This window comes from Pseudomonas sp. E141 (genome assembly GCF_052659885.1).
Genome location: NZ_CP084024.1, coordinates 1,622,777 through 1,649,353, shown reverse-complemented (window position 1 = coordinate 1,649,353; position 26,577 = coordinate 1,622,777). Strand labels below are relative to the sequence as shown.

17 protein-coding genes are annotated in these 26,577 nt (G+C 61.8%); 8 read left to right on the top strand and 9 right to left on the bottom strand.

Going from position 1 to position 26,577, the window contains the following annotated elements:
• Positions 1 to 184: 184 nt before the first annotated feature.
• On the top strand, positions 185 to 544 hold the full coding sequence (locus GKKCFE_RS07415) for a DUF6124 family protein (RefSeq protein WP_047227168.1): 360 nt from the start codon (positions 185 to 187) through the stop codon (positions 542 to 544).
• Positions 545 to 722: 178 nt separating this feature from the next.
• On the opposite strand, the gene ligA is transcribed toward GKKCFE_RS07415, so the two are convergent.
• From ligA to GKKCFE_RS07395, 4 genes are all read right to left on the bottom strand, one after another.
• The gene (gene ligA / locus GKKCFE_RS07410; protein WP_445577675.1) at positions 723 to 3,080 is read right to left on the bottom strand and encodes an NAD-dependent DNA ligase LigA; all 2,358 of its coding nucleotides are present in this window, start codon (positions 3,078 to 3,080) and stop codon (positions 723 to 725) included.
• Positions 3,081 to 3,252: 172 nt separating this feature from the next.
• Entirely contained in the window at positions 3,253 to 4,098 is an 846-nt protein-coding gene (gene zipA, locus GKKCFE_RS07405; protein ID WP_047227166.1) for a cell division protein ZipA, read from the bottom strand.
• Positions 4,099 to 4,356: 258 nt separating this feature from the next.
• Positions 4,357 to 7,845 carry a chromosome segregation protein SMC gene (gene smc / locus GKKCFE_RS07400; RefSeq protein ID WP_274090251.1) on the bottom strand — a complete coding sequence of 1,163 codons (3,489 nt, stop codon included), beginning with the start codon at positions 7,843 to 7,845 and terminating at the stop codon, positions 4,357 to 4,359.
• 2 nt (positions 7,846 to 7,847) lie between these two features.
• Positions 7,848 to 8,507, bottom strand: a complete 660-nt coding sequence (locus GKKCFE_RS07395) for a GntR family transcriptional regulator (RefSeq protein ID WP_047227164.1) — start codon at positions 8,505 to 8,507, stop codon at positions 7,848 to 7,850.
• Positions 8,508 to 8,889: 382 nt separating this feature from the next.
• On the opposite strand from GKKCFE_RS07395, the gene xdhA reads away from it, so the two are divergent.
• From xdhA to guaD, 4 genes are all read left to right on the top strand, one after another.
• Entirely contained in the window at positions 8,890 to 10,344 is a 1,455-nt protein-coding gene (gene xdhA, locus GKKCFE_RS07390; protein WP_445577674.1) for a xanthine dehydrogenase small subunit, read from the top strand.
• The gene (gene xdhB, locus GKKCFE_RS07385) at positions 10,337 to 12,736 is read left to right on the top strand and encodes a xanthine dehydrogenase molybdopterin binding subunit (protein WP_445577673.1); all 2,400 of its coding nucleotides are present in this window, start codon (positions 10,337 to 10,339) and stop codon (positions 12,734 to 12,736) included. Before xdhA ends, xdhB begins: the two co-directional genes overlap by 8 nt.
• 124 nt (positions 12,737 to 12,860) lie before the next feature.
• Positions 12,861 to 13,703, top strand: a complete 843-nt coding sequence (gene xdhC / locus GKKCFE_RS07380; RefSeq protein ID WP_445577672.1) for a xanthine dehydrogenase accessory protein XdhC — start codon at positions 12,861 to 12,863, stop codon at positions 13,701 to 13,703.
• A gap of 19 nt (positions 13,704 to 13,722) precedes the next feature.
• Entirely contained in the window at positions 13,723 to 15,027 is a 1,305-nt protein-coding gene (gene guaD, locus GKKCFE_RS07375; RefSeq protein ID WP_076385648.1) for a guanine deaminase, read from the top strand.
• A 120-nt stretch (positions 15,028 to 15,147) separates the two neighbouring features.
• Here the strand turns inward: guaD and GKKCFE_RS07370 are convergent, their stop codons facing one another.
• The gene (locus GKKCFE_RS07370; protein WP_003183531.1) at positions 15,148 to 15,912 is read right to left on the bottom strand and encodes a GntR family transcriptional regulator; all 765 of its coding nucleotides are present in this window, start codon (positions 15,910 to 15,912) and stop codon (positions 15,148 to 15,150) included.
• 240 nt (positions 15,913 to 16,152) lie between these two features.
• Between GKKCFE_RS07370 and GKKCFE_RS07365 the strand changes: the two genes are divergently transcribed.
• Entirely contained in the window at positions 16,153 to 17,343 is a 1,191-nt protein-coding gene (locus tag GKKCFE_RS07365; RefSeq protein ID WP_047227159.1) for a benzoate/H(+) symporter BenE family transporter, read from the top strand.
• 159 nt (positions 17,344 to 17,502) lie between these two features.
• Here the strand turns inward: GKKCFE_RS07365 and GKKCFE_RS07360 are convergent, their stop codons facing one another.
• Complete coding sequence (locus GKKCFE_RS07360; protein WP_047227158.1) at positions 17,503 to 17,847, bottom strand: YggL family protein; 345 nt, start codon at positions 17,845 to 17,847, stop codon at positions 17,503 to 17,505.
• Positions 17,848 to 18,079: 232 nt separating this feature from the next.
• Between GKKCFE_RS07360 and dacB the strand changes: the two genes are divergently transcribed.
• Positions 18,080 to 19,546: a D-alanyl-D-alanine carboxypeptidase/D-alanyl-D-alanine endopeptidase gene (gene dacB, locus GKKCFE_RS07355; protein ID WP_076385650.1), complete on the top strand. Its 1,467-nt coding sequence runs from the start codon at positions 18,080 to 18,082 to the stop codon at positions 19,544 to 19,546.
• Between the two features lie 128 nt (positions 19,547 to 19,674).
• On the opposite strand, the gene GKKCFE_RS07350 is transcribed toward dacB, so the two are convergent.
• Positions 19,675 to 22,059, bottom strand: coding sequence for a sensor domain-containing diguanylate cyclase (locus tag GKKCFE_RS07350; RefSeq protein WP_047227156.1), 2,385 nt, complete (start codon positions 22,057 to 22,059; stop codon positions 19,675 to 19,677).
• Between the two features lie 143 nt (positions 22,060 to 22,202).
• A complete protein-coding gene (rlmKL, locus tag GKKCFE_RS07345) occupies positions 22,203 to 24,467 on the bottom strand; it encodes a bifunctional 23S rRNA (guanine(2069)-N(7))-methyltransferase RlmK/23S rRNA (guanine(2445)-N(2))-methyltransferase RlmL (RefSeq protein ID WP_445577671.1) in 2,265 nt (754 codons plus the stop codon).
• Between the two features lie 531 nt (positions 24,468 to 24,998).
• Between rlmKL and rmf the strand changes: the two genes are divergently transcribed.
• Positions 24,999 to 25,214 carry a ribosome modulation factor gene (gene rmf / locus GKKCFE_RS07340; protein WP_003223300.1) on the top strand — a complete coding sequence of 72 codons (216 nt, stop codon included), beginning with the start codon at positions 24,999 to 25,001 and terminating at the stop codon, positions 25,212 to 25,214.
• Positions 25,215 to 25,521: 307 nt separating this feature from the next.
• Here rmf and GKKCFE_RS07335 read toward each other — a convergent pair whose 3' ends face one another.
• Entirely contained in the window at positions 25,522 to 26,541 is a 1,020-nt protein-coding gene (locus GKKCFE_RS07335; RefSeq protein ID WP_047227154.1) for a quinone-dependent dihydroorotate dehydrogenase, read from the bottom strand.
• Positions 26,542 to 26,577 lie beyond the last annotated feature (36 nt).

Below are 26,577 nucleotides of genomic sequence, written 5' to 3'. Positions count from 1 at the left end.
ATTCTAGGTGCATAAGCGGCCCATGCTTCGTTGCAGGTCTAACTGCAATGACGTTATGGCGGCTGTATGTGGGAGACCTTCGAGTCTGCCGGGTGCCTATGACCGGTTCGCTAACCTGCGTGCAGCCGCCACCATTTCTGTTTAGCGACAGGCCTTGGTGGCTCCATCCCATAGGAGCGTCACCATGTTCAAAGCAACCCCCAACCCACCGGACACCGATCCAACATCCCCGCACAAAACCGCCGCCGCTAAGAAACTCGACGAAGCCGCCGAGCGCGCCCTCGACTTCTACCTGAAGCCAAAACCGGAAACGCCGGAAGCCGATCCCGCACCCGCTCAGCTCTTCACCGTGATCAACGGCATCGACACCGAATGCCTGCTCGCCAACCTCAGTGAAACCCTGGCTTCAGCCGATGCCATGATCAGTGATCTGGCGTTCGAGCTGGAGGGTTCGCGGCGGCATGTTGCGCTGGGTATTCAGCAGTTGATCGAGCTGGGAGGGTTGCTGGTGAATCGGGCGCTGGATAACGTCGACCCGCGCTAGCCGACTCTCCACATAACCCTGTGGCGAGGGGATTTATCCCCGCTGGGCCGCGCAGCGGCCCCAATCCTGTCGACTCAATCAGCCAGACAGACCGAGATGGCAGATTTTAGGGCTGCTGCGCAGCCTAGCGGGGATAAATCCCCTCGCCACAATGGGTCCGAGTTTCCTGGCGACATGACTAAACCGTAATGCCGTGCTGACTCAAGAACGCCACAAACGCTTCTTCATTCAGCACCTTGAGCCCCAGCTCATTGGCCTTGGTCAGTTTCGACCCGGCCCCAGGCCCGGCGACGACGCAATGGGTTTTCGCCGACACGGAACCGGCCACCTTGGCCCCCAGGCTTTCCAGTTTGTCCTTGGCGACATCGCGGCTCATCAACTCCAGCGATCCGGTCAGCACCCAGGTGTGCCCGGCTTCGGGCAAACCTTCGACGACTTTTTTCTCGCTCTGCCAGTGCATGCCGAAGGCCTGCAGTTGCTTCTCGGCGGCTTCGGCTTGTTGGCGGTTGGCGGCGATGGCGAAGAACTCGCGCACGGCGTTGGCCTGTTTTTCCGGCAGGGCCTGGCGCATGTCCAGCCAGTCGGCGTTCATCACCGCTTCGAGCGAACCGAACTTGTCCGCCAGCTTCTGCGCCCCGCCCGGCCCGACCGAGGGAATGTTCAGCTTGTCCAGGAAACCGCCCAGGGTGGTGCTGGCGGAGAACTCGGCGCCCAGTTCGCCCTGGTCCTGGATATCCAGGCCATGGCGCAGCAAGCCCTCGATCACCTGGCGGTTGTGCGAGTCTTCGAAGAAGCTGTGGATCTCGTGGGCCACTTCCAGGCCGACGTCCGGCAAGTACGTGAGCACTTGCGGCAAGGCCGCTTGCACACGCTCCAGTGAGCCGAGGGAGCGGGCCAGGACCTTGGCGGTTTCCTCGCCCACGTCCGGGATGCCGAGGGCGTAGATGAAGCGCGCCAGGCTCGGCTTCTTGCTGTCGACGATGGCCGCCAACAGGTTCTTGCTCGACAGTTCGGCGAAGCCTTCCAGGTCGACCACTTGCTCGAAGGTCAGGGCATACAGATCGGCAGGCGAGCCCACCAGCCCTTCGTCCACCAACTGCTCGACACTCTTCTCGCCCAGGCCTTCGATGTCCATGGCCCGGCGCGACACGAAATGAATGATTGCCTGCTTGAGCTGCGCACCACAGGCCAGACGACCAACGCAGCGGTACACCGCGCCTTCGCTGATGGTTTCACGACCCTTGCTGCGCTTGACCAGCTGCGTACGCTCCACATGGGAGCCACACACCGGGCACTGTTGCGGGATTTCAACGGGACGGGCGTTTTCCGGGCGACGCTCGGTGACCACTTGCACCACTTGCGGGATCACGTCACCGGCGCGGCGGATAATCACCGTGTCGCCGATCATCAGGCCCAGGCGCGCCACTTCGTCCATGTTGTGCAGCGTGGCGTTGGCCACGGTCACACCGGCCACCTTGACCGGCTTGAGTCGCGCAACGGGTGTCACGGCGCCGGTGCGACCGACCTGGAACTCGACGTCCAACAGCTCGGTGAGTTCTTCAGAGGCCGGGAATTTATGGGCGATGGCCCAGCGCGGTTCCCGGGCGCGGAAACCCAGTTCGCGCTGGGAGGCGATGCTGTTGACCTTGAACACCACGCCGTCGATTTCGTATGGCAGCGCGTTACGCCGCTCGCCAATGTCACGGTAGTAGTCCAGGCACTCGTCGATGCCGTGGGCCAGTTTCAGTTCGCGACTGATGGGCAAGCCCCAGGCCTTGAGCTGCTTGAGATTGCCGATGTGGGTGTCGGCAATGTCCGCCGTCACCTGGCCGATGCCGTAACAGCAGAATTCCAGCGGACGATTGGCGGTGATCTTCGAATCCAGCTGGCGCAGGCTGCCCGCGGCCGCGTTGCGCGGGTTGGCGAAGGTCTTGCCGCCCGCCTCCAGTTGCGTGGCGTTGAGACGCTCGAAGCCGGCCTTGGACATGTATACCTCGCCGCGCACTTCCAGCACCGGCGGCCAGCCACTGCCCTGCAACTTGAGGGGGATGTTGCGCACCGTGCGCACGTTAACGCTGATGTCTTCGCCGGTGGTGCCGTCGCCGCGCGTGGCGCCGCGCACCAGCAGGCCGTCCTGGTACAGCAGGCTGACCGCCAGGCCGTCGAGCTTCGGCTCACAGCTGTACTCCACCGCCGCGCCACCGCCCAGCAAGTCGCCCATGGGCAGGTCGAGGCCTTCGGTCACCCGGCGGTCGAATTCACGCATGGTGGTTTCGTCGAAGGCATTGCCCAGGCTGAGCATCGGGATTTCGTGGCGGACCTGGCTGAAGGCCGACAGTGCAACACTGCCGACACGCTGGGTCGGGGAGTCGCTGGTCACCAGCTCCGGATGCTGCTCTTCCAGGGCCTTGAGTTCATGGAACAGGCGGTCGTACTCGGCGTCCGGGATGCTCGGTTCGTCGAGGACGTGGTAGCGGTAGTTGTGCTGATCCAGCTCGGTACGCAGCTGTTGGATGCGGGTTTGGACGGCAGTCATGGATGTTCTCTCATAAAGCAAAAGAGCAGCCTAGGCTGCTCAATTTTCTCAAAACATGGGGGGTGCTTCGCACCCCAGCGGGAGCAAGCTCCCTCGCCACAGCAAGCTCCCTCGCCACAAAAGCTCTCCTGCCGCAAGAAGCTCTCTGGCCAGGGAGAGCCTGTGTCATCGTTCAGCGCTTCTGGGTCAGCGCCCGGCGTTCGAATTCGACGATGCGCTGGCGGTAGTGTTCGATGGTCTGGGCGGTCAGCACGCTGCGCTGGTCGTCCTTCAGCTCACCGTTGAGTTCCTGGGACAGCTTGCGCGCCGCGGCCACCATCACGTCAAAGGCCTGCTTGGGATGACGCGGGCCGGGCAGGCCGAGGAAGAAGCTCACCGCCGGGGTGCTGAAATGGTCGATGTCGTCCAGGTCGAACACGCCTGGCTTGACCGCGTTGGCCATGGAGAACAGCACCTCGCCGTTGCCGGCCATGCTTTCATGGCGGTGAAAAATGTCCATCTCGCCAAAACGCAGGCCGCTCTCCAGGATGTTCTGCAACAGCGCCGGGCCCTTGAAGCCGGCCGGGTCGCGGCAGATCACGCTGATCACCAGCACTTCCTCGGCCTGGGCCTGGTCCTTGTCGCCGCGCACGGGTTTGTTCTCGTCCGGGAAGTCGTCGTCGCGGCTGCTGAAGCTCGGGCCGCCGTCCAGGTCAAGATTGAGGTTCAGGTCGCCCTGGGACGGTTCGCTGTTGCGCTTGCCGCGCTTGGAACCCGTTTCCCGTGGCTCGCGCACTGGCGCGCTCATCGACGGCAGGTCATGCTCATCCAGTTGCGGCTCCTTATGGGTATCCAGCACCCGGGGCGGGCCCAACAGCTCGGCATTGCCATCGTCATCCGGCAGGTTCGACAGGCTGCGGTCGAGACGAAACTTGAGTTTCCCCTTGCCGCCGCGCATGCGGCGCCAGCCGTCGAAAAGAATACCGGCAATGACAATAATGCCGATGACGATCAGCCACTCGCGCAGACCGATTTCCATGTAATCCCGTGCCTCTATAAAAATGCTGAAAAATAAGGGGCTTAGCTATGTGCAAACCGCTTTAAAACGTGGCGCCAACTCTATGTTCTGAATGGCGTTTTGCCCACGCATACGAAAAATTGACATTAAACTAGCACGACCAAAGATAACTTTACACCGTCTGTCGCGTAGGCTTGCGCCATTCTGTGAATTGAACGACAAGCCCAAGGCTCAAAAAAATCCTACAGCATCCTAAATAGATGCCCTACAAGCAGTGTTTCACGCGTCCACCATCGCCATCGCCTCCTCCACATCCACGGCCACCAGACGCGAGCAACCCGGCTCATGCATGGTCACGCCCATCAACTGGTCGGCCATTTCCATGGCGATCTTGTTGTGGGTGATGTAGATGAACTGCACAGTCTCAGACATCTCTTTTACCAGCCGCGCATAACGCCCCACGTTGGCGTCGTCCAGCGGCGCGTCCACCTCATCGAGCATGCAGAACGGCGCCGGGTTCAATTTGAAAATGGCAAAAACCAGGGCCAATGCCGTCAGCGCTTTTTCACCCCCGGAGAGCAAATGGATGGTGCTGTTCTTCTTGCCCGGGGGACGCGCCATGATGGTCACCCCTGTATCGAGTAAATCTTCGCCCGTCAGTTCCAAGTAAGCGCTGCCGCCACCGAAAACTTTCGGGAAAAGTGCCTGCAAACCGCCGTTGATCTGATCAAAGGTATCCTTGAAGCGATTACGGGTTTCCTTGTCGATCTTGCGGATGACGTTTTCCAGGGTCTGCAACGCTTCCACCAGATCGTCGTTCTGGGCATCCAGATAGCGCTTGCGCTCGGACTGCTGCTGGTACTCGTCGATGGCCGCCAGGTTGATAGCGCCCAGACGCTGAATGCGCGCGGCGATGCGTTCCAGCTCTTCTTCGGCGTCTTTCTCGTTGGCCCCGGCCACCAACGTGGCGAGCACGCCGTCGAGGTCGTAGCCGTCTTCCAGCAATTGGTCCTGCAAGGCTTTGCGGCGCACCGTCAGGGCCTGCCATTCCATGCGTTGCTGTTCCATCTGGCTGCGGATCAGCTGGGATTGCTGTTCGGCCTGGCTACGACGCTTTTCGGCGTCGCGCAGTTCGCGGTCGGCATCTTCCAGGGCAATTTGCGCAGTCTTGAGTTCTTCATCAACGCTCATGCGTTTGTCGAGCAACTCTTCGAGTTTGAGGCGCAACTCTTCCAGCGGCGCTTCGCCCTCCTCCAGGTTCAGGCTCAATTGCTCGCGTTTTTCGGTCAGGCGTTCGGACTGCATTTCCAGCCGCTCCAACGCCTGGCGCGTGGAATCGTACTGGGCCTTGAGCGAGCCCAGGCGCACCGCCAACTGATGGGCGTGATCCTTATGCTGGCGGGCATCCTGGCGCACCCGGTCGAGGCGTTCGCGCAGACTGTCGCGCTGAGCCAGCAGCAACTCGCGCTGCTCGGTGTCCACGGCCATGGCATCGAGGGCTTCCTGCAGTTGCAGGCGCGCTTCACCGATCTGCTCATGCTCCAGCGCCCGCTGCTCGCCCAGCTCGGCGATTTCTTCCTCAAGGCGCGTGCGGCGCAAGGCCAGTTGTTCAACCTTGGCCTTGCCGGCGGACAGCTGCGCTTTGAGTTCGCCTTGCTGGCGTGCTTCGTCCTGCAACAGCCGACGCAAGTGTTCGCGACCATTCTCCTGCTGGCGCTGTTGCGCCCGCAGATTCTGTAATTCGGTTTCCAGGGCTTCGACGCTCGCTTCGCGTTCTTCACGCTCGGCGCTCAGGCGCTGGATTTCCTGGCCTCGGGCAAGCATGCCGCTCTCGGCTTCGCTGGCCCGGCGCACCCGCAGGAAATGCCGACCGACCCAATAGCCGTCCCGGCTGATCAGGCTTTCCCCGGCCGCCAGTTGTCCGCGCAGGGCCAAGGCCTGTTCAAGGCTGTCCACCGGTTTCACCTGCCCCAACCAGGGAGACAGGTCGACCTGGGCCTCGACTTTATCCAGCAAGCTGCCCGGCATCCGCACGCCATCGCCAGCCGGGCTGAGCAGGCGCAGATCGCCCTGAGTGAAGCCCGACAGATCGAAGCCTGCGAAGTCATCCACCAGCACCGCTTGCAGATCGGCGCCCAGCACGGTTTCCACCGCCAGCTCCCAACCGGCATCGACCTTCAGGCCTTCGGCCAGTCGCGGACGCTCGGCCAAATGCTGGTCGCGCAGCCATTCGGCAGCGCCGGTGCCGGGGTCCAGCGCCGCTTGCTGCAAGGCCTCCAGCGAAGCCAGACGGCCATTGAGGCGCTGCAATTCGCCCTGGGCCTGCTGCTGATTCTGCAGAGCCAGTTGCAAGGCCTGGCGCAGTTGCTCGAGCCGTTCGACCTGGGCATCTTCGCTGGCTTGCAAGTCTTCAAGGGTGGCTTCGCTGGCAGCCAGTTGTTCGCTCAGATCGACAATCGCCGCGTCTTCAGGGTCCGCCGCGAGCAAGGCGCGCTCTTCGGCCAAACGGCGCTGACGCTCGGCCAGGCGTTCCATGCTGGCTTCCAGTTGCTGGATGCGCGACTGCTGGACTTCGGCCTGACGCCGCGGCTCGGCAGAGCTCAGGTTGAAACTGTCCCACTGCTCTTGCCAGCCATGCATGCTCAGCTCGGCTTCTTCCAGGGCGGCGGCAGCCTCTTCGGCGGCGGCGCTGGTGAGTTCCTGCTCGGGCGTGAGCCGGTCCAGTTCTTCGCCCAGGGTCAGCAGCAACGTGCGGTCGTGGCCCAGGTGGGATTCGGTTTCCAGGCGCGCGCGCTCGGCCTCTTTCAAATCATCCTGCAGCTGGCGCAGCCGTTGCTGACCGTGCTGGATGCTCTGCTCGACCCGGGCGATGTCGCCACCCACCGAATAGAAGCGCCCTTGCACCAGGTTGAAGCGTTCGGACAGGTCGTGGTGGCCGTCACGCAGGCGCTCGATGGCGGCGTCGGCATTGCGCTGCTCGGCCACCAGGGCTTCGAAGCTGACTTCCTGATTGCCAATGATCGCCTCGCGCTGGCCGACCTGCTCGTTCAGCGCCTGCCAGCGCAGGGCCGAAAGCTGGGCCTTGAGCTGACGTTCTTCGCCTTTGTATTCCTGATATTTCTTGGCGGCTTCGGCCTGGCGGTGCAAGCGCTCGAGCTGGCGTTCGAGTTCTTCGCGCAGGTCGGTCAGGCGGGCCAGGTTTTCGTGGGTGCGACGGATGCGGTTTTCGGTCTCGCGGCGCCGCTCCTTGTACTTGGAAATGCCGGCGGCTTCTTCGATGAAGTTGCGCAGGTCTTCGGGCTTGGCCTCGATCAGCTTGGAGATCATGCCCTGCTCGATGATCGAATAGCTGCGCGGGCCGAGGCCGGTGCCGAGGAAAATATCGGTGATATCGCGACGTCGGCACTTGGCGCCGTTGAGGAAATAACTGTTCTGGCTGTCGCGGGTCACTTTGCGGCGAATGGAGATTTCCGCGTAGGCCGCGTACTCGCCAATCAGGGTGCCGTCGGAATTGTCGAACACCAGCTCGATGCTCGCCTGGCTCACCGGTTTGCGACTGGTGGAGCCGTTGAAGATGACGTCGGTCATCGACTCGCCGCGCAGGTTCTTGGCCGAGCTCTCGCCCATCACCCAGCGTACGGCGTCGATGATGTTCGACTTGCCGCAACCGTTGGGCCCGACCACCGCCGCCATGTTACTGGGGAAGTTCACCGTGGTCGGGTCGACGAAGGATTTGAACCCCGCCAGTTTGATGCATTTGAGCCGCACGTTCAGGCCGCCGTCAGGGCAGAAACCACCAGATCGCAACTGCGCTGGGCATAAGCCGTCAGCACGATGCGGATCTGCGGCAAATCACGGGCCAGCACGGCGGTCAGCAAGCGCTGGAACAGGTCGAGGAATTCGCTCATCTCGGCCTTGCGCTGTTCCAGGGCCAGGAAGTAGGCGCGGCTCATGGCCGGTTGCAGGTTCTCGACGGTTTCCTGCAAGTACGGGTTGTTGGCAAAGGGATACGCGGCGCGCATCACGCTGAAACTTTCATCGACGAAGGTGCGGATGTCCTGGCGCGCGAAGGCGTCCTGAAGACGCTGCTGGATCTCGATGAACGGCGCCATGTCGGCCTGTTCCTGCCAGCCATGAGCCACGGCATTGCCCAGCAGGATGTACAGCTCGCTCATCAGCGCACAGAGGCTGCGCACCTTGTGTTCGCTCAATTCGGTGACGTGTGCACCACGGCGCGGCAGGATCGCGATCAGATGCCGGCGCTCCAGTATCAGCAAAGCCTCACGGACCGAACCGCGACTCACGTTGAGCGCCAGCGTGACCTTCTGCTCCTGGATGCGCTCGCCCGGCTTCATTTCACCACGAATGATGCGCTCGGCCAGGTGATGGGCGATTTGCTCGGCGAGGCTGTCCGGGGCCTTGAACGTCATGGTTGTCCTTCAAACTCTTCGATTTGCACAAGCGGCGCAGTGTAGCGCACTCAATACGTCATGGCGCAGGGCCTGCAGCGGGTTTTTGGCACGATCCAAGCAAAAAAGTTTGAGCCCTCATCCTGAAACAGAATCTGTGAAAGAACCTGTGGGAGCCGAGCTTGCTCGCGATAGCGGTCTGTCAGCATGCATCCATACTGAATGTACCGCCGTCATCGCGAGCAAGCTCGGCTCCCACAGGGTTCTACAGTGTCTATAGACCGTTGTTCATCGACAAAGCGGATTTTCTTGACCTTTAAGTCAGAAAATCGTTGACCGCAAAGTCAGACCTGCTAAATTCAGCCCAAGTCGATACAACAATAATGAGTCTGCGAGGCCTTCCGTGATCCAGTTTTTACTCAACCAGGAACTCCGTAGCGAGCACGCCCTGGACCCGAACCTGACCGTGCTCAACTATTTGCGCGAACACCTCGGCAAATCCGGCACCAAAGAAGGCTGCGCCAGCGGCGACTGTGGTGCGTGCACCGTGGTGGTGGGCGAGTTGCAGACCGACGAGGACGGCCGTGAACGCATTCGTTATCGCAGCCTCAATTCGTGCCTGACCTTCGTCTCGTCCCTGCACGGCAAGCAGTTGATCAGCGTCGAAGACCTCAAGCACCAGGGCCAGTTGCACAGCGTCCAACAGGCGATGGTCGATTGCCACGGTTCGCAATGCGGCTTCTGCACACCGGGCTTCGTGATGTCCCTGTTCGCCCTGCAAAAGAACAGCGAACAGCCCGACGCCCATAAGGCCCACGAAGCCTTGGCCGGCAATCTGTGCCGCTGCACCGGCTACCGGCCGATTCTGGCGGCCGCCGAGCAGGTCTGCTGCGCCAGGCAAGCGGACCAGTTCGACGCCCGCGAAGCCGAGACCATCGCTCGCCTCAAAGCCATCGCACCGACTGACACGGGTGAACTCAACAGCGGCGACAAACGCTGCCTGGTGCCGTTGACCGTGGCCGACCTGGCCGACCTTTACGACGCTTATCCCCAGGCGCGCCTGCTGGCCGGCGGCACGGACCTAGCCCTGGAAGTCACCCAGTTCCATCGCACCCTGCCGGTGATGATCTACGTGGGCAACGTCGCTGAGCTCAAGCGTATCGAGCGTTTCGCCGATCGCCTGGAGATCGGCGCCGCCACCGCACTCTCCGACTGCTACGAAGCCTTGCAGGCTGAATACCCGGACTTCGGCGAACTGCTGCAGCGCTTCGCTTCGTTGCAGATCCGCAACCAGGGCACCTTGGGCGGCAACATCGGCAACGCCTCGCCGATTGGCGACTCGCCGCCCTTGCTGATCGCCCTCGGCGCGCAGATCGTCTTGTGCAAGGGCCAGACCCGTCGCACCCTGGCGCTGGAAGACTATTTCATCGATTACCGGGTGACCGCCCGCCAGGAAAGCGAATTCATCGAGAAGATCATCGTGCCCCGGGCCAGCGCCGAGCAGGCGTTCCGCGCCTATAAGGTCTCCAAGCGCCTGGACGATGACATTTCCGCCGTATGCGCGGCGTTCAACCTGCGTATCGAGCATGGCGTGGTCCAGGACGCTCGGGTGGCCTTCGGCGGCATGGCCGCGACGCCCAAGCGCGCCAAGCATTGTGAAGCCGCGTTGATCGGTGCCGCGTGGAACGACAGCACCGTCGAACGTGCCTGCGCCGCACTGGCCGAGGACTTCACACCGTTGTCGGACTTCCGCGCCAGCAAGGAATACCGCCTGCTCAGCGCCCGCAACCTGCTGCGCAAATACTTCATCGAACTGCAAACGCCGCACATCGAGACTCGGGTGACCGCTTATGTCTAACCATCACGCCGTAGAGAAGACTCAAGCCGAGCTGGCCGAACTGTTCGCCCGCGACCTGACCACCGGCGTGGGCCGCAGCGTCAAGCATGACAGCGCCGCCAAGCATGTATCCGGCGAAGCCCAGTACATCGACGATCGCCTGGAATTTCCGAACCAGTTGCACGTTTACGCCCGGCTGTCGGACCGCGCCCACGCCCGGATATTGCGCATCGATACCGCGCCTTGCTACGCCTTCGAAGGCGTGCGCATCGCCATCACCCATGCAGACGTGCCGGGTCTCAAGGACATCGGCCCGCTGCTGCCCGGTGACCCGTTATTGGCCATCGATGACGTGCAGTTCGTCGGCCAACCGGTGCTGGCCGTCGCCGCCAGGGACCTGGAAACCGCGCGCAAGGCAGCCATGGCGGCCATCATCGAATACGAAGATCTGGAACCGGTGCTGGACGTGGTCGAGGCCCTGCGCAAGCGGCATTTCGTGCTGGATAGCCACACCCACCAGCGCGGAGATTCGGCGGCGGCACTGGCCAGCGCCGAGCACCGTATCCAGGGCTCGCTGCACATTGGCGGCCAGGAACACTTTTACCTGGAAACCCAGATTTCCTCGGTGATGCCCACCGAAGACGGCGGCATGATCGTCTACTGCTCCACGCAGAACCCCACCGAAGTGCAGAAACTGGTGGCCGAAGTGCTGGACGTTTCGATGAACAAAGTCGTGGTGGACATGCGCCGCATGGGCGGCGGCTTTGGTGGCAAGGAAACCCAGGCCGCCAGCCCGGCGTGCCTGTGCGCGGTCATCGCCCACCTCACCGGCCAACCGACCAAGATGCGCCTGCCCCGGGTCGAAGACATGCTGATGACCGGCAAACGCCACCCTTTCTACATCGAATACGACGTCGGCTTCGACAGCACCGGGCGCCTGCACGGTATTGCCCTGGAGCTGGCCGGCAACTGCGGTTGCTCGCCGGACCTGTCGGCCTCGATTGTCGACCGGGCGATGTTCCATGCCGACAACGCCTATTACCTGGGCGATGCAACCATCAACGGCCATCGCTGCAAGACCAATACCGCGTCGAACACCGCTTACCGTGGCTTCGGCGGGCCGCAAGGCATGGTCGCCATCGAAGAGGTGATGGACGCCATCGCCCGGCATCTGGGGCTGGATCCGCTGGCGGTGCGCAAGGCCAACTACTACGGCAAGACCGAGCGTAACGTCACCCACTATTACCAGACCGTCGAGCACAACATGCTCGAGGAGATGACCGCCGAACTCGAGCAAAGCAGCCAGTATGCCGAGCGCCGCGAAGCGATCCGCCGCTACAACGCTAATAGCCCGATCCTGAAAAAAGGCCTGGCGCTGACCCCGGTGAAATTTGGTATTTCGTTCACCGCCAGCTTTCTCAACCAGGCCGGGGCGCTGATTCATGTCTATACCGACGGCAGCATCCACCTGAACCATGGCGGCACGGAAATGGGCCAGGGCTTGAACACCAAAGTCGCGCAAGTGGTGGCCGAAGTGTTCCAGGTGGAAATGGACCGGGTGCAGATCACCGCGACCAACACCGACAAGGTGCCGAACACCTCGCCCACCGCTGCCTCCAGCGGTGCCGACCTCAATGGCAAGGCTGCGCAGAATGCCGCCGAAACCATCAAGCAGCGCCTGGTGGAGTTCGCCGCGCGGCAGTACAAGGTCAGCGAAGAAGACGTGGCGTTCCACAACGGCCATGTGCGGGTGCGCGATCACATCCTGACGTTCGAGGCGCTGGTGCAGCAGGCGTATTTCGCCCAGGTCTCGCTGTCGAGCACCGGTTTCTACAAGACCCCGAAAATCTATTACGACCGCAGCCAGGCCCGGGGCCGGCCGTTCTACTACTACGCCTATGGCGCGGCGTGCGCCGAGGTGATCGTCGACACCCTGACCGGCGAATACAAGATGCTGCGCACCGACATCCTCCACGACGTCGGCGCCTCGCTGAACCCGGCCATCGACATCGGCCAGGTCGAGGGCGGTTTCATCCAGGGCATGGGCTGGCTGACCATGGAAGAGCTGGTATGGAACGACAAAGGCAAGCTACAGACCTGCGGCCCGGCCAGCTACAAGATTCCGGCGGTGGCCGACATGCCGCTGGATCTGCGGGTCAAGCTGGTGGAAAACCGCAAGAACCCGGAAGACACGGTGTTCCATTCCAAAGCCGTGGGCGAACCGCCGTTCATGCTCGGCATCGCCGCGTGGTGCGCCATCAAGGATGCCGTGGCGAGCCTGGGGAATTACCAGCACCAGCCGAAAATCGATGCACCGGCGACCCCGGAGCGGGTGTTGTGGGGGTGTGAGCAGATGCGTGGGTTGCGGGTGGCGAAGGTTGGGGAAGCTGAAACCGAGTTGGCTTCGCTCTAAGACCGCGGCGCGGCCAATCGCGAGCAAGCTCGCTCCCACAGGGGATTTGTGAACACCGACCCAATGTGGGAGCGAGCTTGCTCGCGATGAGGCCGGAACAGACAACAGAGATGTCGAGGTGAATATGTACAACTGGATCAGCGCCCTCGCCGACCTGCAAGATCGCGGTGAACCCTGCGTGCTGGTGACGATCATCGAAGAACTCGGCTCGACCCCGCGCAATGCCGGTTCGAAGATGGTGATCAGCGCCAGCCAGACGTTCGACACCATCGGTGGCGGCCACCTGGAATACAAAGCCATAGCGCTCGCCCGGCAGATGCTCGCCAGCGGCCAGCAAAGCACCCATCTGGAGCGCTTCAGCCTCGGTGCCAGCCTGGGCCAGTGCTGCGGCGGCGTCACCGTGCTGCTGTTCGAACCCATGGGCCAGGTCCAGGCGCAGATCGCCGTATTCGGCGCCGGCCACGTCGGCCGCGCCCTGGTGCCGCTGCTGGCGAGCCTGCCCTGCAAGGTACTCTGGATCGACTCCCGGGAAGCGGAGTTTCCTGAACACTTGCCCCACGGCGTGCGCAAGATCGTCAGCGAAGAGCCGCTGGATGAAATCGACGAACTGCCCGCCGGCAGCTACTGCATCGTCATGACCCACAACCATCAGCTCGACCTGGAACTGAGCGCCGCGATCCTCAAGCGCAACGACTTCGCTTACTTCGGCCTGATCGGTTCGAAAACCAAACGGGTCAAGTTCGAACATCGCCTGCGCGATCGCGGCTTCGACAGCAGCGCCTTGCAGCGCATGCGCTGCCCGATGGGCATTGGCGACGTCAAAGGCAAGTTGCCTGTGGAAATCGCCATCTCCATCGCCGGTGAAATCATCGCCACCTATAACGCGGATTTCGGCCAGCACACCACGCGCGCCGAACCGATTGCCAAGCTGCTGCCGGCCTCGCGCCGCAGCCAGGCGAACCGTTGAACAATCGTTGAGAATTCCCATGCCCCTGACACGTAAAGCCTACCGCGCCGCCCTGCTCCACAGCCTTGCCGACCCCGCCGAAGTCGGCATTGAAGCGTCCTATGAATATTTTGAAGACGGCCTGCTGGTGGTGGAAAACGGCCAGATCAGCGCCATCGGCCACGCCAGCGAGTTGCTGCCGACCCTGGCGGCCGACATTGAGATCACTCATTACCAGGACGCGCTGATCACGCCCGGCTTCATCGACACCCACATCCACCTGCCGCAGACCGGCATGGTCGGGGCTTACGGCGAGCAATTGCTGGACTGGCTCAACACCTATACCTTCCCTTGCGAAAGTCAGTTCGCCGACAAGGCCCATGCCGACGCCGTCGCCGATATTTTCGTCAAGGAACTGCTGCGCAACGGCACCACCACCGCGCTGGTGTTCGGCAGTGTGCACCCGCAATCGGTGAACGCGTTTTTCGAGGTGGCCGAGAAACTCGACCTGCGGATGATCGCCGGCAAAGTGATGATGGATCGCAACGCCCCGGACTACCTGACCGACACCGCCGAATCCAGCTACACCCAAAGCAAAGCGCTGATCGAGCGCTGGCATGGCAAGGGCCGCCTGCATTACGCCGTGACCCCGCGTTTTGCGCCGACCAGCACGCCGGAGCAACTGGCCCTGGCGGGTCAGTTGCTGGGGGAATATCCCGACCTGTACATGCAGACTCACATCAGTGAGAACCTGCAGGAAGTGCAATGGGTCAAGGAACTGTTCCCCGAGCGCAAAGGTTATCTGGACGTCTACGACCACTACCAACTGCTCGGCGAACGCTCGGTGTTCGCCCACGGCGTGCACCTGTGTGACGACGAATGCGCGCGCCTGGCCGAGACCGGTTCGGCCATCGCGTTCTGCCCGACCTCGAACTTTTTCCTCGGCAGCGGCCTGTTCAACCTGCCAATGGCCGAGAAGCACAAAGTGAACGTGGGGTTGGGTACGGATGTGGGGGGCGGCACCAGTTTTTCGCTGCTGCAAACCCTGAACGAAGCCTACAAGGTGATGCAGTTGCAGGGCGCCCGCCTGAGCCCGTTCAAGTCGCTGTACCTGGCCACGCTTGGCGGCGCCCGGGCCTTGCGCCTGGAAGACCGGATCGGGACTTTACAGCCGGGCAGCGATGCGGACTTTCTGGTGTTGGACTACAACGCCACGCCGCTGTTGAGCTATCGCCTCAAGCAGGCCCGGGACATTGCCGAGAAGTTGTTTGTGTTGATGACATTAGGGGATGACCGGACAGTGGCGCAGACCTTTGCGGCTGGCCGGTTGGTGCACCAGCGCTAGATATTTGTCGCCTGCCAGATCGCCTTCGCGAGCAAGCTCGCTCCCACATTGAAATGCATTCCAAATGTGGGAGCGAGCTTGCTCGCGAAGGGCGCGACTCGGTATGACTGATTCAACTCATCAAAGCTTGGCCGTCGACCGCCCTGGCTTCTTGCTCTGCAACAAATGCGAAAACACCGCATGCAAATCATCCGACGCGCTTTCTTCGTCGAGGTTGAGCTTGCTGTCGATGTGGTCCATGTGGTGCATCATCAGGTCCACCGCCAGGGTGGCGTCGCGGGCCTCGATGGCGTCGATCAATTGAGTGTGTTCGTCGTAGGAACAGTGGGAGCGGTTGCCGCTTTCATACTGGGCGATGATCAGCGAGGTCTGCGACACCAGGCTGCGCTGGAAGCTGATCAGCGGGGCATTCTTCGCCGCCTCGGCCAGCTTGAGGTGGAACTCGCCTGACAGGCGGATGCCGGCGCCACGGTCACCACGGGAAAAACTGTCGCGCTCGTCGCTGACCATCTGCCGCAGTTCGGCAAGCTGCTCGGCGGTGGCGTGCTGCACGGCCAGTTCGGTGATGGCCCGCTCCACCAGACGCCGGGCCATGAATACCTGGCGGGCCTCTTCAACACTCGGGCTGGCCACCACGGCGCCGCGATTGGGCCGCAACAGCACCACACCTTCATGGGCCAAGCGCGACAACGCGCGGCGAATGATGGTGCGACTGACCCCGAAAATCTCCCCCAACGCCTCTTCGCTCAACTTTGTACCGGGCGCCAGGCGCTGTTCGAGGATGGCCTCGAAAATATGCGCATAGACAATATCGTCCTGGGTTCCGCTGCGGCCGGCTTTGCCTGCTCGCGGTTGTTTCTTGAGGGGCTGCAACTGTTCGTTCATGGGCACTCGAGTCGGAGAACTGCGGCGAATTGACCGTGACTGTAATACGCCTCAGCGGGTCGCTGACAAGTATCACGTAAATAATACGTCGATTGTACACAACCTCTGATGGCAACACGACTGTACGGCTGTTTACGGACGTGGCTGTATTGCAATTGGCAACGGAGTTGAGTTTAGGCTTAAACCCCGAATCTGTGGCCCCCGCCCTCCTGCAATTTACAACAAGGACCACCGCCCACCATGACCGAAGTCACGACCACGCCACTTCGTCCGTTGGCCGATACATCGCCATCGGCGATCGTCGCCGGTTTCATCGCCATGATGACCGGCTACACCAGTTCGCTGGTGTTGATGTTCCAGGCCGGACAGGCGGCAGGGCTGACCAGCGGGCAGATTTCTTCGTGGATCTGGGCGATTTCCATCGGCATGGCCGTGTGCTCCATTGGCCTGTCGTTGCGGTATCGCACACCGATCACCATCGCCTGGTCGACACCCGGCGCGGCGCTGCTGATCACCAGCCTGGGCGGGGTCAGTTATGGCGAGGCCATCGGCGCCTACATCACCTGCGCGGTGCTGGTAACGATCTGTGGCCTGACCGGCAGCTTCGAGCGCCTGGTCAAGCGCATTCCGGCCTCGCTGGCGGCGGCGTTGCTGGCGGGGATCCTGTTCAAGATCGGCAGCGAGATTTTCGTCGCCGCCCAGCATCGAACCGGTCTGGTGCTGGGGATGTTTTTCACCTACCTGATCGTCAAGCGCCTGTCGCCGCGCTACGCGGTGCTGGCGGCGTTACTGATCGGTACAGCTTTGTCAGGCTTGATGGGGCTGCTGGACTTCAGCGGCTTTGCCCTGGAAGTCGCCACACCGGTATGGACCACGCCGCATTTCTCCCTGGCGGCCACCATCAGCATCGGCATTCCATTGTTCGTGGTGGCGATGACTTCGCAAAACATGCCTGGCATCGCGGTGCTGCGGGCCGACGGTTACAACGTACCGGCCTCGCCGCTGATCACCAGCACCGGCATCGCCTCGCTGCTGCTAGCACCGTTCGGCTCCCACGGCATTAACCTGGCGGCCATCAGTGCGGCCATCTGCACTGGGCCCCACGCCCATGAGGATCGTAACAAACGCTATACGGCAGCAGTCTGGTGCGGGGTTTTCTATGGGCTTGCCGGGGTGTTCGGCGCGACACTGGCGGCGTTGTTCGCGGCGCTGCCCAAGGAGTTGGTACTGTCCATCGCGGCGCTGGCGCTGTTCGGCTCAATCATCAATGGCTTGAGCATCGCCATGAGCGAAGCCCGGGAACGGGAGGCAGCACTGATCACCTTCATGGTCACGGCATCGGGGTTGACGCTGTTTTCCATCGGCTCGGCGTTCTGGGGGATTGTGGCGGGGGTGTTGACCTTAGTGATCCTGAACTGGCGTAACGCCTGAAGGCATCGCGAGCAGGCTCGCTCCCACAGAAGGATCTGTGTCGTTCACAACAATCCTGTGGGAGCGAGCCTGCTCGCGATGGCAGCCTGAAGGGCAACACCTACCCAACCGACAGGCACAAAAAAACCGGCACCCAAACGGGCTGCCGGTTTCAGACCATCAAGCGACCGGATTGATCGGCTTTTCCGGGTACCAGACGTCCATCAGCGGGCTGACTTCAACGCTGGTCAGCTCAGGACGCGCCTTGAGCCAGGCTTCAACGGCCGCACGCTGCTCTTCGGATACCGAGCCACGCTTCTGCAGGCAAACCAGACCGTAGTCGTCGCCGCCAACATAGCCCAGGCCATTGGCTTCCATGGCTTCTTTCAGGAAAGCGTCGAGGAAAGCGTCAACGGCCTCATCGGCCAGATCTTCTTTGAAATCCAGGTTCAGTTCGAAACCCAGCTCTTGAAATTCATCCACGCACAGTTTTTTGCGCAGACGCTGGGAACGGTTAGTCGCCATTGGAACAATCCTCATAAGTAATAACGGCCGGCACTCTACCAGTTTGGTGCACTGTTTGCCCGCCTGATCGGGTGTGTGGGCCTACCGTCGGTAAAAAATAGCGCCCTGAAGGGCTCAGGCACGGCACAAGCCGTTGCACCTTGGGGCATAATGCCGACACTTTCATGACGTTGAGGGCGTTCATTTTCATGTCCTCGTTTTTTCCCCCCTCGCCCGTAGGGTTTTATTTCAAATGATCAGATCTTTGCGTCCACTGCTTTTGGCCAGCCTTCTTCTTCCCCTGGCCCTGCCCGCATCCACCAGCGCCGCCACTATCAACACGGCCCTGACGCCCAATGTGCAAAAGGCCCTCAAGAACAGCAAGCTGCAAAACAACGCCTTGTCCCTGGTGATGATCCCACTCAACGGCCCTGGCACCCCGACCCTGTACAACGCCGACGTCTCGGTAAACCCGGCCTCCACCATGAAGCTGGTGACCACCTATGCCGCCCTGGAGATGCTGGGGCCCAATCACCAGTGGAAAACCGAGTTCTACACCGACGGCACCCTCAGCGGCGGGATTCTCAACGGCAACCTGTACCTCAAGGGTGGCGGCGACCCCAAGCTGAACATGGAAAAACTCTGGCTGCTGATGCGCGACCTGCGGGCCAATGGCGTGCAACAGGTGACCGGGGACCTGGTGCTGGACCGTGGTTTCTTCATCAAACCGCAGTTGCCTGAATTCAACGACGACGGCAACGACAAGAACAAACCGTTCCTGGTCAAGCCCGACTCCTTGCTGGTCAACCTCAAGGCCCTGCGTTTTGTCGCCCGCAATGACGCCGGCCGGGTGCTGGTGTCGGTGGAGCCGCCGATTGCCAGCATTCGCATCGAAAACCAGGTCAAGGCACTCAACTCCAAGCAATGCACCGGTGGCGTGCGCTACAACCCGGTGCCCCAGGCAGACGGCAGCGTGACCGTGACCGTCGGCGGCCAGCTCGGTGACGGTTGCAGCTCCCAGACTTACCTGGCGCTGCTGGACCACCCCACCTACACCGCCGGAGCGGTGCGGGCGATCTGGAAGGAACTGGGCGGCAGCATTCAGGGCAAGGACCGCCTGGCGGCGACCCCGAGCAGCGCCAAGGTGCTGGCCCGGGCGTTCTCGCCGGACCTGGCGGAGATCATTCGCGACATCAACAAATACAGTAACAACACCATGGCCCAGCAATTATTCCTGAGCCTGGGCGCAGAGTTCCGCAACGAAGCCGACGGTGACGACGCCAAAGCGGCACAGCGGGTGGTACGCCAGTGGCTGGCCAGGAAAGGCATCACCGCGCCGCACCTGGTCATGGAAAACGGCTCCGGCCTGTCCCGCGCCGAAAGGGTGAGTGCCCGGGAAATGGCGGCAATGCTGCAAGCCGCGTGGCGCAGCCCGTACTCCGCCGAATTCATCAGTTCGATGCCCATCGCCGGCACCGACGGCACCATGCGCAAACGTCTCAAGACCACCGCCATGGCCGGCGAAGCGCACGTCAAGACCGGCACCCTGAACACCGTTCGCGCCATCGCGGGCTACAGCCGTGACATCAACGGCAACACCTGGGCCGTCGTGGCGATTCTCAACGATCCGCGGCCATGGGGCGCTTCGTCGGTGCTGGACCAGGTACTGCTGGACCTGTACCGCCAGCCGAAACTGCCGCAGACGGCTTCGGTGCTCTAAACCCGTACCAAATTGAATGTGGGAGCGAGTCTGCTCGCGATGCGTCAGCCAGTGAACAGCGATGTTGTTGAATGGCACACCGTTATCGCGAGCAGGCTCGCTCCCACATCGATCACCGGCGCGAACGCCTACCCCAACTGCACCTCAACCCGATCCCGTCCGGCCTGCTTGGCCGCGTACACCCCCGAGTCGGCCCGCAGCAGCAGCGCATCCGCCCCCTCCCCCACGCGCCAGGTGGCGATACCGAAGCTGGCCGTGATGACGCCCACGTCCTCGATCGGCGCGCTGCGCAGCCCTTCCCACAACCCTGTGGCCAAGGCCTGGGCACTTTCGCCGTCGGTGTCCGGGCATAACACCACGAACTCTTCACCGCCCAGCCGACAGAACACGTCGGTACGTCGCAGCCGCTGGGTGATGCGCTGGCAAACCGCCTGCAACACCCGATCGCCCACTGCATGACCATGCTGATCGTTGATGCGCTTGAAGTGATCGATGTCGAGCATGATGACCGCCAACTCGCCGGTGCCCCGCTCCACCCGCGCCATCTCCGTGGTCAGGCGCTCCTGGAAATAGCGCCGGTTGCGAATACCTGTCAGGGCGTCGGTCACTGACAAGGCTCGCAGTTCTTCTTCCACCCGCTTGAGATCGGAAATGTCGGAAATATAACCGTGCCACAACACCCCGCCGCCTGGCAGCTCCTCAGGCGTGGCCTCGCCGCGCACCCAACGCAACCCCCGCTGCGGCAGCTGCAGGCGATACTCCTCGCGCCATGGGCTCAGGGTGTCGGCCGAAGTGCGGATCGATCTGCGCACGCGCGCACTGTCCAGCGGATGGATGCGCGAGAAAATCGATTCGGCGTTGCGCACCAGTGTCTCGGGCTCCAGCTCATAGATATCGCGAATGCCATCACTGGCATAAATCACGCTGAAACGCCCATTGAAATCCATCTTGAACTGGTAGATGCCCCCAGGGACGTGGGCACTGAGTTTTTTCAGCAACAGGTCCCGGGCGGCCAGGGCCTCATGAACGCGCTTGCGTTCGGTGATGTCGATGCAGATCGCCAGATGCCCGACCCACAGCCCCTGATCATCGAGCATCGGTGTCGCCAGCATGTTCACGGTCAGATGGCTGCCATCGCGGCGCACCAGAGTCCATTCCCGGGCCTGCTGGCCACCCTGTTCGCCGCCCTCGACCAACATTGCGTGGCACGTGGGAATCGGTTTGCCATAACGCGCAGCAAGTTGTACGGCCCGGGCCTGGAGCTCGCGCGGCAAGTGAAGGCTTTCGAGGGTCATGCAGTGCAGAACCTCGCCGCTGTCGTAGCCAAGCATCTGCTCGGCGCCCGCATTGAACGTGGTGATCACCCCGCGAAGATCCGTGGCGATGATCGCAACCTGGGTCGCGGCATTCAGCACACCACGCAACTGACCATGAGTGCCCCGCAGTTCCTGCTCACGCTCGCGCAGCTCTCGGGTCCGCAGCTCGACCAACTGCAGGGCCCGCTGTCGCTGGCTGACCAGCACATACAGCAGCGCACTGAGGAGCAGGCTGAGCAAGCCCCCCAATACCACCAGGCTGGCCACCGAGGAAGGGTTGGTGGACAGGAACATACGACTGGGCCGCAACTCTATCCGATAGTCACGATCGGCCAGGCGTAACAGGCGGGTCGCCGACAAGTCACTTTCGCCCGGTGGATCGAGTGACTCGAACAGCACTTCCTCCCGATCGTCCGTGGACAGGTCCATGACCCGCATCGAAAGGTTGTCCTGACCGGGCGCCGGCAGGCCATCACCCACCAGTTGGCGCATGCTGACGGCAGCCACGACGTAACCGAAAGGTTCCTTGGACCACGCCTTGGAGACCGGCGCGACCAGCAACACCCCGCGGGTGGCGGTGGCGGCCTCTCCCGCCAGGTCCAAAGGTTGCGATACCACTATGGTCTCCCGATGGCGAGCGCGCTCAAGGGTGGCACGGCGCAAGGGATGGGCGAGCAGGTCCAAGCCCCGTGGAGCCTTGAAGGAAGGTTGATTCTGGAGGTACAACACCGGCACGTATTCGTCCCGTTCGGCGGCCAGACGCAAGCCACCGGAGTCGTCGGGCTCACGGATGGAAAACGTATCGCCCCCCTCGGTGCGGGCTTGTTGTTCGAACGATGATCGTTCGTCGCGCAGCACCCGAGGCGCCCAGGCGAACGCCTGGGTGCGCCGCAGCAACGCTTCGGCATAGCCATGGAATTCCCTCTCGGAAACCCCGGCCGAGTTGGCAAAGAAACGCCTCAGGCTGTCGAGACGTTGCTCCTGGTCCTGAAAACGTTCCTCGATGCGGCTAAAGCGTTCATCGGCTTGCAGTTCAAAGCGCTGGCGCAATTGCTGGTCAAACAGATTGGCCATCGCCCAGGTCAGCAAACCGGTCAGGAACGCACCGGCCAGCAGCACCAGCGAAGCCACCAGCCAGGCCGACACATCTTCGCTGATAAAACCCAGGATTCTGGGGCGTACCTGATGCAATGCCATAAATACAACTCAGAAAGGGGCAGGCAGTAGGTACTGCCCTGTCCACAGGCTTAAGTTATAGCTATTAGCCATCACTTTGACCAGCACAAAAACGCCTGAAAGCCTTGAGTTTCAAGGCTTCCATGGATCCAATCGGCTATAGGTCAGCGGGCCATGATTTTCCAGGCACGGTGAATCTTGCCATTGCGGGCAAAATCCGGATCGATGGTCTTGGCGGTGATTTCCTCCACCGCGTAACGCTCCGCCAGATTGTCCTCGAGCTGGAACTTGCGGAAGTTGTTGGAGAAGTACAGCACACCACCCGGCGCCAGGCGGGCCATGGCCAGGTCCAGCAGTTGGACGTGGTCGCGCTGCACGTCAAACACCCCTTCCATGCGCTTGGAATTGGAGAATGTCGGCGGATCGATGAAGATCAGGTCGTATTCGTCACGACTGGCTTCAAGCCAAGCCATCACGTCGCCCTGCTCCAGGCGATTCTTATCCGAAAAACCATTGAGCGACAGGTTGCGCCGCGCCCAGTCCAGGTAGGTTTTCGACAGGTCGACACTGGTGGTGCTGCGCGCACCGCCCTTGGCAGCGTGGACACTGGCGGTCGCGGTGTAGCAGAACAGATTGAGGAAGCGCTTGCCGGCCGCCTCTTTCTGGATCCGCAGGCGCATCGGCCGGTGGTCGAGAAACAGCCCAGTGTCCAGGTAGTCGGTGAGGTTGACCAGCAGCTTCACGCCGCCTTCGTTGACCTCGGTGAACTTGCCTTGGGTGCTCTGGCGCTCGTACTGCTTGGTGCCGCTCTGCCGCTCGCGACGCTTGATCACCACTCGGCTCTTGTCGACGTTCAGTGCCTGGGGAATCGCCGCCAGGGCGTCGAACAGCCGGGCCGAGGCCTTTTCCGGGTCGATGGATTTTGGCGCGACGTATTCCTGGACGTGAACCCAATCGTGGTACAGGTCGATGGCCATGGAGTATTCCGGCATGTCGGCATCGTAGACCCGGTAGCAGTCCACGCCTTCACGCTTGGCCCATTTACTCAGCAGCTTGAGGTTTTTTTGCAGGCGATTGGCGAACATCTGCCCGCCTTCGCTCAAACGGGCCTGCTCGACCACAGGAGCCGGAGCCGGCTTGATCGGGTTACCGTTCTTGTTGTACTGGCGCTCTTGCGGTACTTCCGGCGCCTGATCGTACTCAGCCAGCTCACGCTCGGCCTGGCGCTGTTCCGGGGTACGACGCTCGCCGGTGACGAACTGATCGGGCAGGACCTTGATCAGCAGCAATTTGCACGGCAAGGCGCCGTTCCAGAACGAATACTGCTTGTGACTGCGAATGCCCATGCGCTTGCCCAGGTCCGGCGCGCCGGTGAACACTGCGGCCTCCCAGTTCAGGCAGGCCTGGCGCAGGCGCTCGCCGAGGTTCTGATAGAGATAGAGCAAGCTGGCTTCGTCGCCCAGACGCTCGCCGTACGGCGGGTTGCAGATCACCAGGCCTTTCTGGTTCTGGTCCGGGCGGGGTTCGAACGTGGCGACTTCCCCCTGATAAATCTTGATCCACTCGCTCAGGCCCGCCCGCTCAACGTTGTTGCGGCCCGGCTGGATCAGCCGTGGGTCGGCTTCGTAGCCGCGAATCCACAATGGTGGCTTGGCCAGGCCGGCAGCGGCACGCTCGGTGGCTTCTTCGTGGAGCTTCTTCCACAACGCCGGCACATGGCCGAGCCAGGCGGTAAAACCCCACTGCTGGCGACGCAGGTTCGGCGCCATGTCGGCGGCGATCATGCCGGCTTCCACCAGGAAGGTACCGACGCCGCACATCGGGTCAGCCAACGCCCCGCCTTCAGCGGCAATACGCGGCCAGCCGGCACGGATCAGGATGGCCGCGGCGAGGTTTTCTTTCAGGGGCGCGGCGCCTTGCTGCAGGCGATAGCCGCGCTGGTGCAGGCTGTGGCCAGAAAGGTCCAGGGAAAGGATCGCTTCGCCGCGGTCCAGGCGCAGGTGGATGCGCAGGTCCGGGTTGAGCTTGTCGATGGATGGCCGCTCGCCTGTCGGGGTACGCAGCTTGTCGACAATGGCGTCCTTGACCTTCAAGGCGCCGAAGTGGGTGTTGTCGATACCCGAGCCGTGGCCGCTGAACTCCACCGCCAGGGTGCCATCGGCGAGCATGTGGTCTTGCCAATCCACATCCAGCACGCCGTGGTACAAGTCTTCGGCATCCTTCATCGGGAAGCGCTTGAGCACCAGCAATACGCGGTTGGCCAGGCGCGACCACAGGCACAGGCGATAAGCCGTTTCCATGTCGGCCATGCCGCGCACGGCCGAGGTGTGCTCACGCGCCTCTTCAAGGCCAAGCCCGACGGCTTCCTCGATCAGCAGGCCTTCAAGACCTTTGGGGCAAGTGAGGAAGAGTTCGAAACGATCGGACATGGGATTTCCAGAGCCTTTGGCTAAGTGGACCGGGCAACGCATTGCCGGGCCGGGTTCAATCAGGTGCTTTTCTCAAGAGCACCCGTGTGGCACGAAAGTGTGCCGTGCCGCCCTCGCCGCTCAGGTTAAAAGAGCTTAGAGGCGAGGGCAGATAAAAAATTCTGTGCAACAAATTGTGAAAACTCGACCCTTTCGTCGAATAGTACCCGAGTGCAACGGGGGGACATTCTCATTCGCCTGAGGGCTGCACCCTTCGATGCAGGGCCGATCATACAGGGGTCTTGCCTGAAAGCGGGTGACGAACATCATGTTACTTATCGCCCTAACATCTTTATTGTTACGTGCTTATGACAAAACGATCATTCCATCCATGTGACGCTTTGGTTAGAACTCAACACAGGTTGACGTCGCAACGGCGTCAACACCTCGGCTCGTCACGCCGGCAACGAGCCACCAACGGCAGAATGATTCTGCCCCGGCCTCAATAGAGGTCGACGCTAAGCAACAGTCAACAAGTGAGGGCAACACCCTATGAGAAGACTTAAGCGTGATCCGTTGGAAAGAGCATTTTTACGCGGTTACCAATATGGCGTTGGTGGTAAATCCCGTGAGCTTTGCCCCTTTACTCTACCGTCGGTACGTCAAGCCTGGATCAATGGCTGGCGAGAAGGACGCGGCGACAATTGGGACGGTATGACCGGCACTGCGGGTATCCATAGACTCAACGAACTTCACGCCGTCGGCTGACACAGGGCTTAACACTCAAGAACTCGACAATTTGATACTCACATCGATTTAACCACGCACGTCCCATCCGGACGGCGGGCTTCGGCCCAGGGGGCTCCTTCGAGGAGCCCTTTTTAATGCCTGGGTTTCATGAACACTGCAAAAAGCTGGGCTGTGAATACAGTTGTGGCGAGGGGATTTATCCCCGCTGGGCTGCGCAGCAGCCCCTCAGAGTGTCAGGTTTAACGAGTGAGCTGTTTGGGGCCGCTTCGCGCCCCAGCGGGGATAAATCCCCTCGCCACAGTTGAATCGCGTTGCACCTTGAGAATCAACGCAGTGCAGCAATCGCATCCACCGATTCCCGAATCAACGCCGGCCCCTTATAGATAAAGCCCGAATAAATCTGCACCAGGCTCGCGCCTGCGCTGATTTTTTCGGCAGCATGCTTGCCCTCGGTGATGCCACCCGCCGCGATGATCGGCAAGCGCCCCGCCAGTTCGGCGGCCAGCACTTTCACGGTATGGGTGCTCTTGTCCCGCACCGGCGCACCGGACAGCCCGCCCGCCTCGTCGGCGTGTTCCACCCCTTCGACGCCTTCGCGACCCAGCGTCGTGTTGGTGGCAATCACCGCGTCCATTCCGGTGTCGATCAGGGCCTGGGCCACCTGTGCGGTCTCTTCGTCGGTCATGTCCGGGGCGATCTTGATGGCCAGTGGCACATGCTTGCCATGGATCACCGCCAATTCGGCGCGACGTCGAGCCAGGTCAGCCAGCAGTTGCTTGAGCGAATCACCAAATTGCAGGCTGCGCAGCCCCGGAGTGTTCGGGGAACTGACGTTGACGGTCACATAACTGGCGTGGGCGTAGACCTTGTCCAGGCAGATCAGATAATCGTCAACCGCGCGCTCCACCGGTGTGTCGAAGTTCTTGCCGATGTTGATGCCCAGCACGCCCTTGTACTTGGCGGCAGCCACACGCCCCAGCAAATGGTCGACGCCCAGGTTGTTAAAGCCCATGCGGTTGATGATCGCCTCGGCTTGCGGCAGGCGGAAAATCCGTGGCTTTGGGTTGCCCGGCTGGGCACGCGGGGTGACGGTGCCGATTTCGACGAAACCGAACCCCAACTGGGCAAAACCGTCGATGGCCGCGCCATTCTTGTCCAGGCCCGCCGCCAGCCCGACCGGGTTGGGGAACTCAAGCCCCATCACATTCACCGGCAATTTAGCCGGCGCCTTGCACAGCAGACCATTGAGGCCCAAACGTCCACCCGCACCGATCAGGTCCAGGGACAGATCGTGGGAGGTTTCCGGGGAAAGTTTGAACAGCAGTTCACGGGCCAGGGTGTACATGGGCGGCTTGGACTCAGGCGACGAAATGAGGCGGCG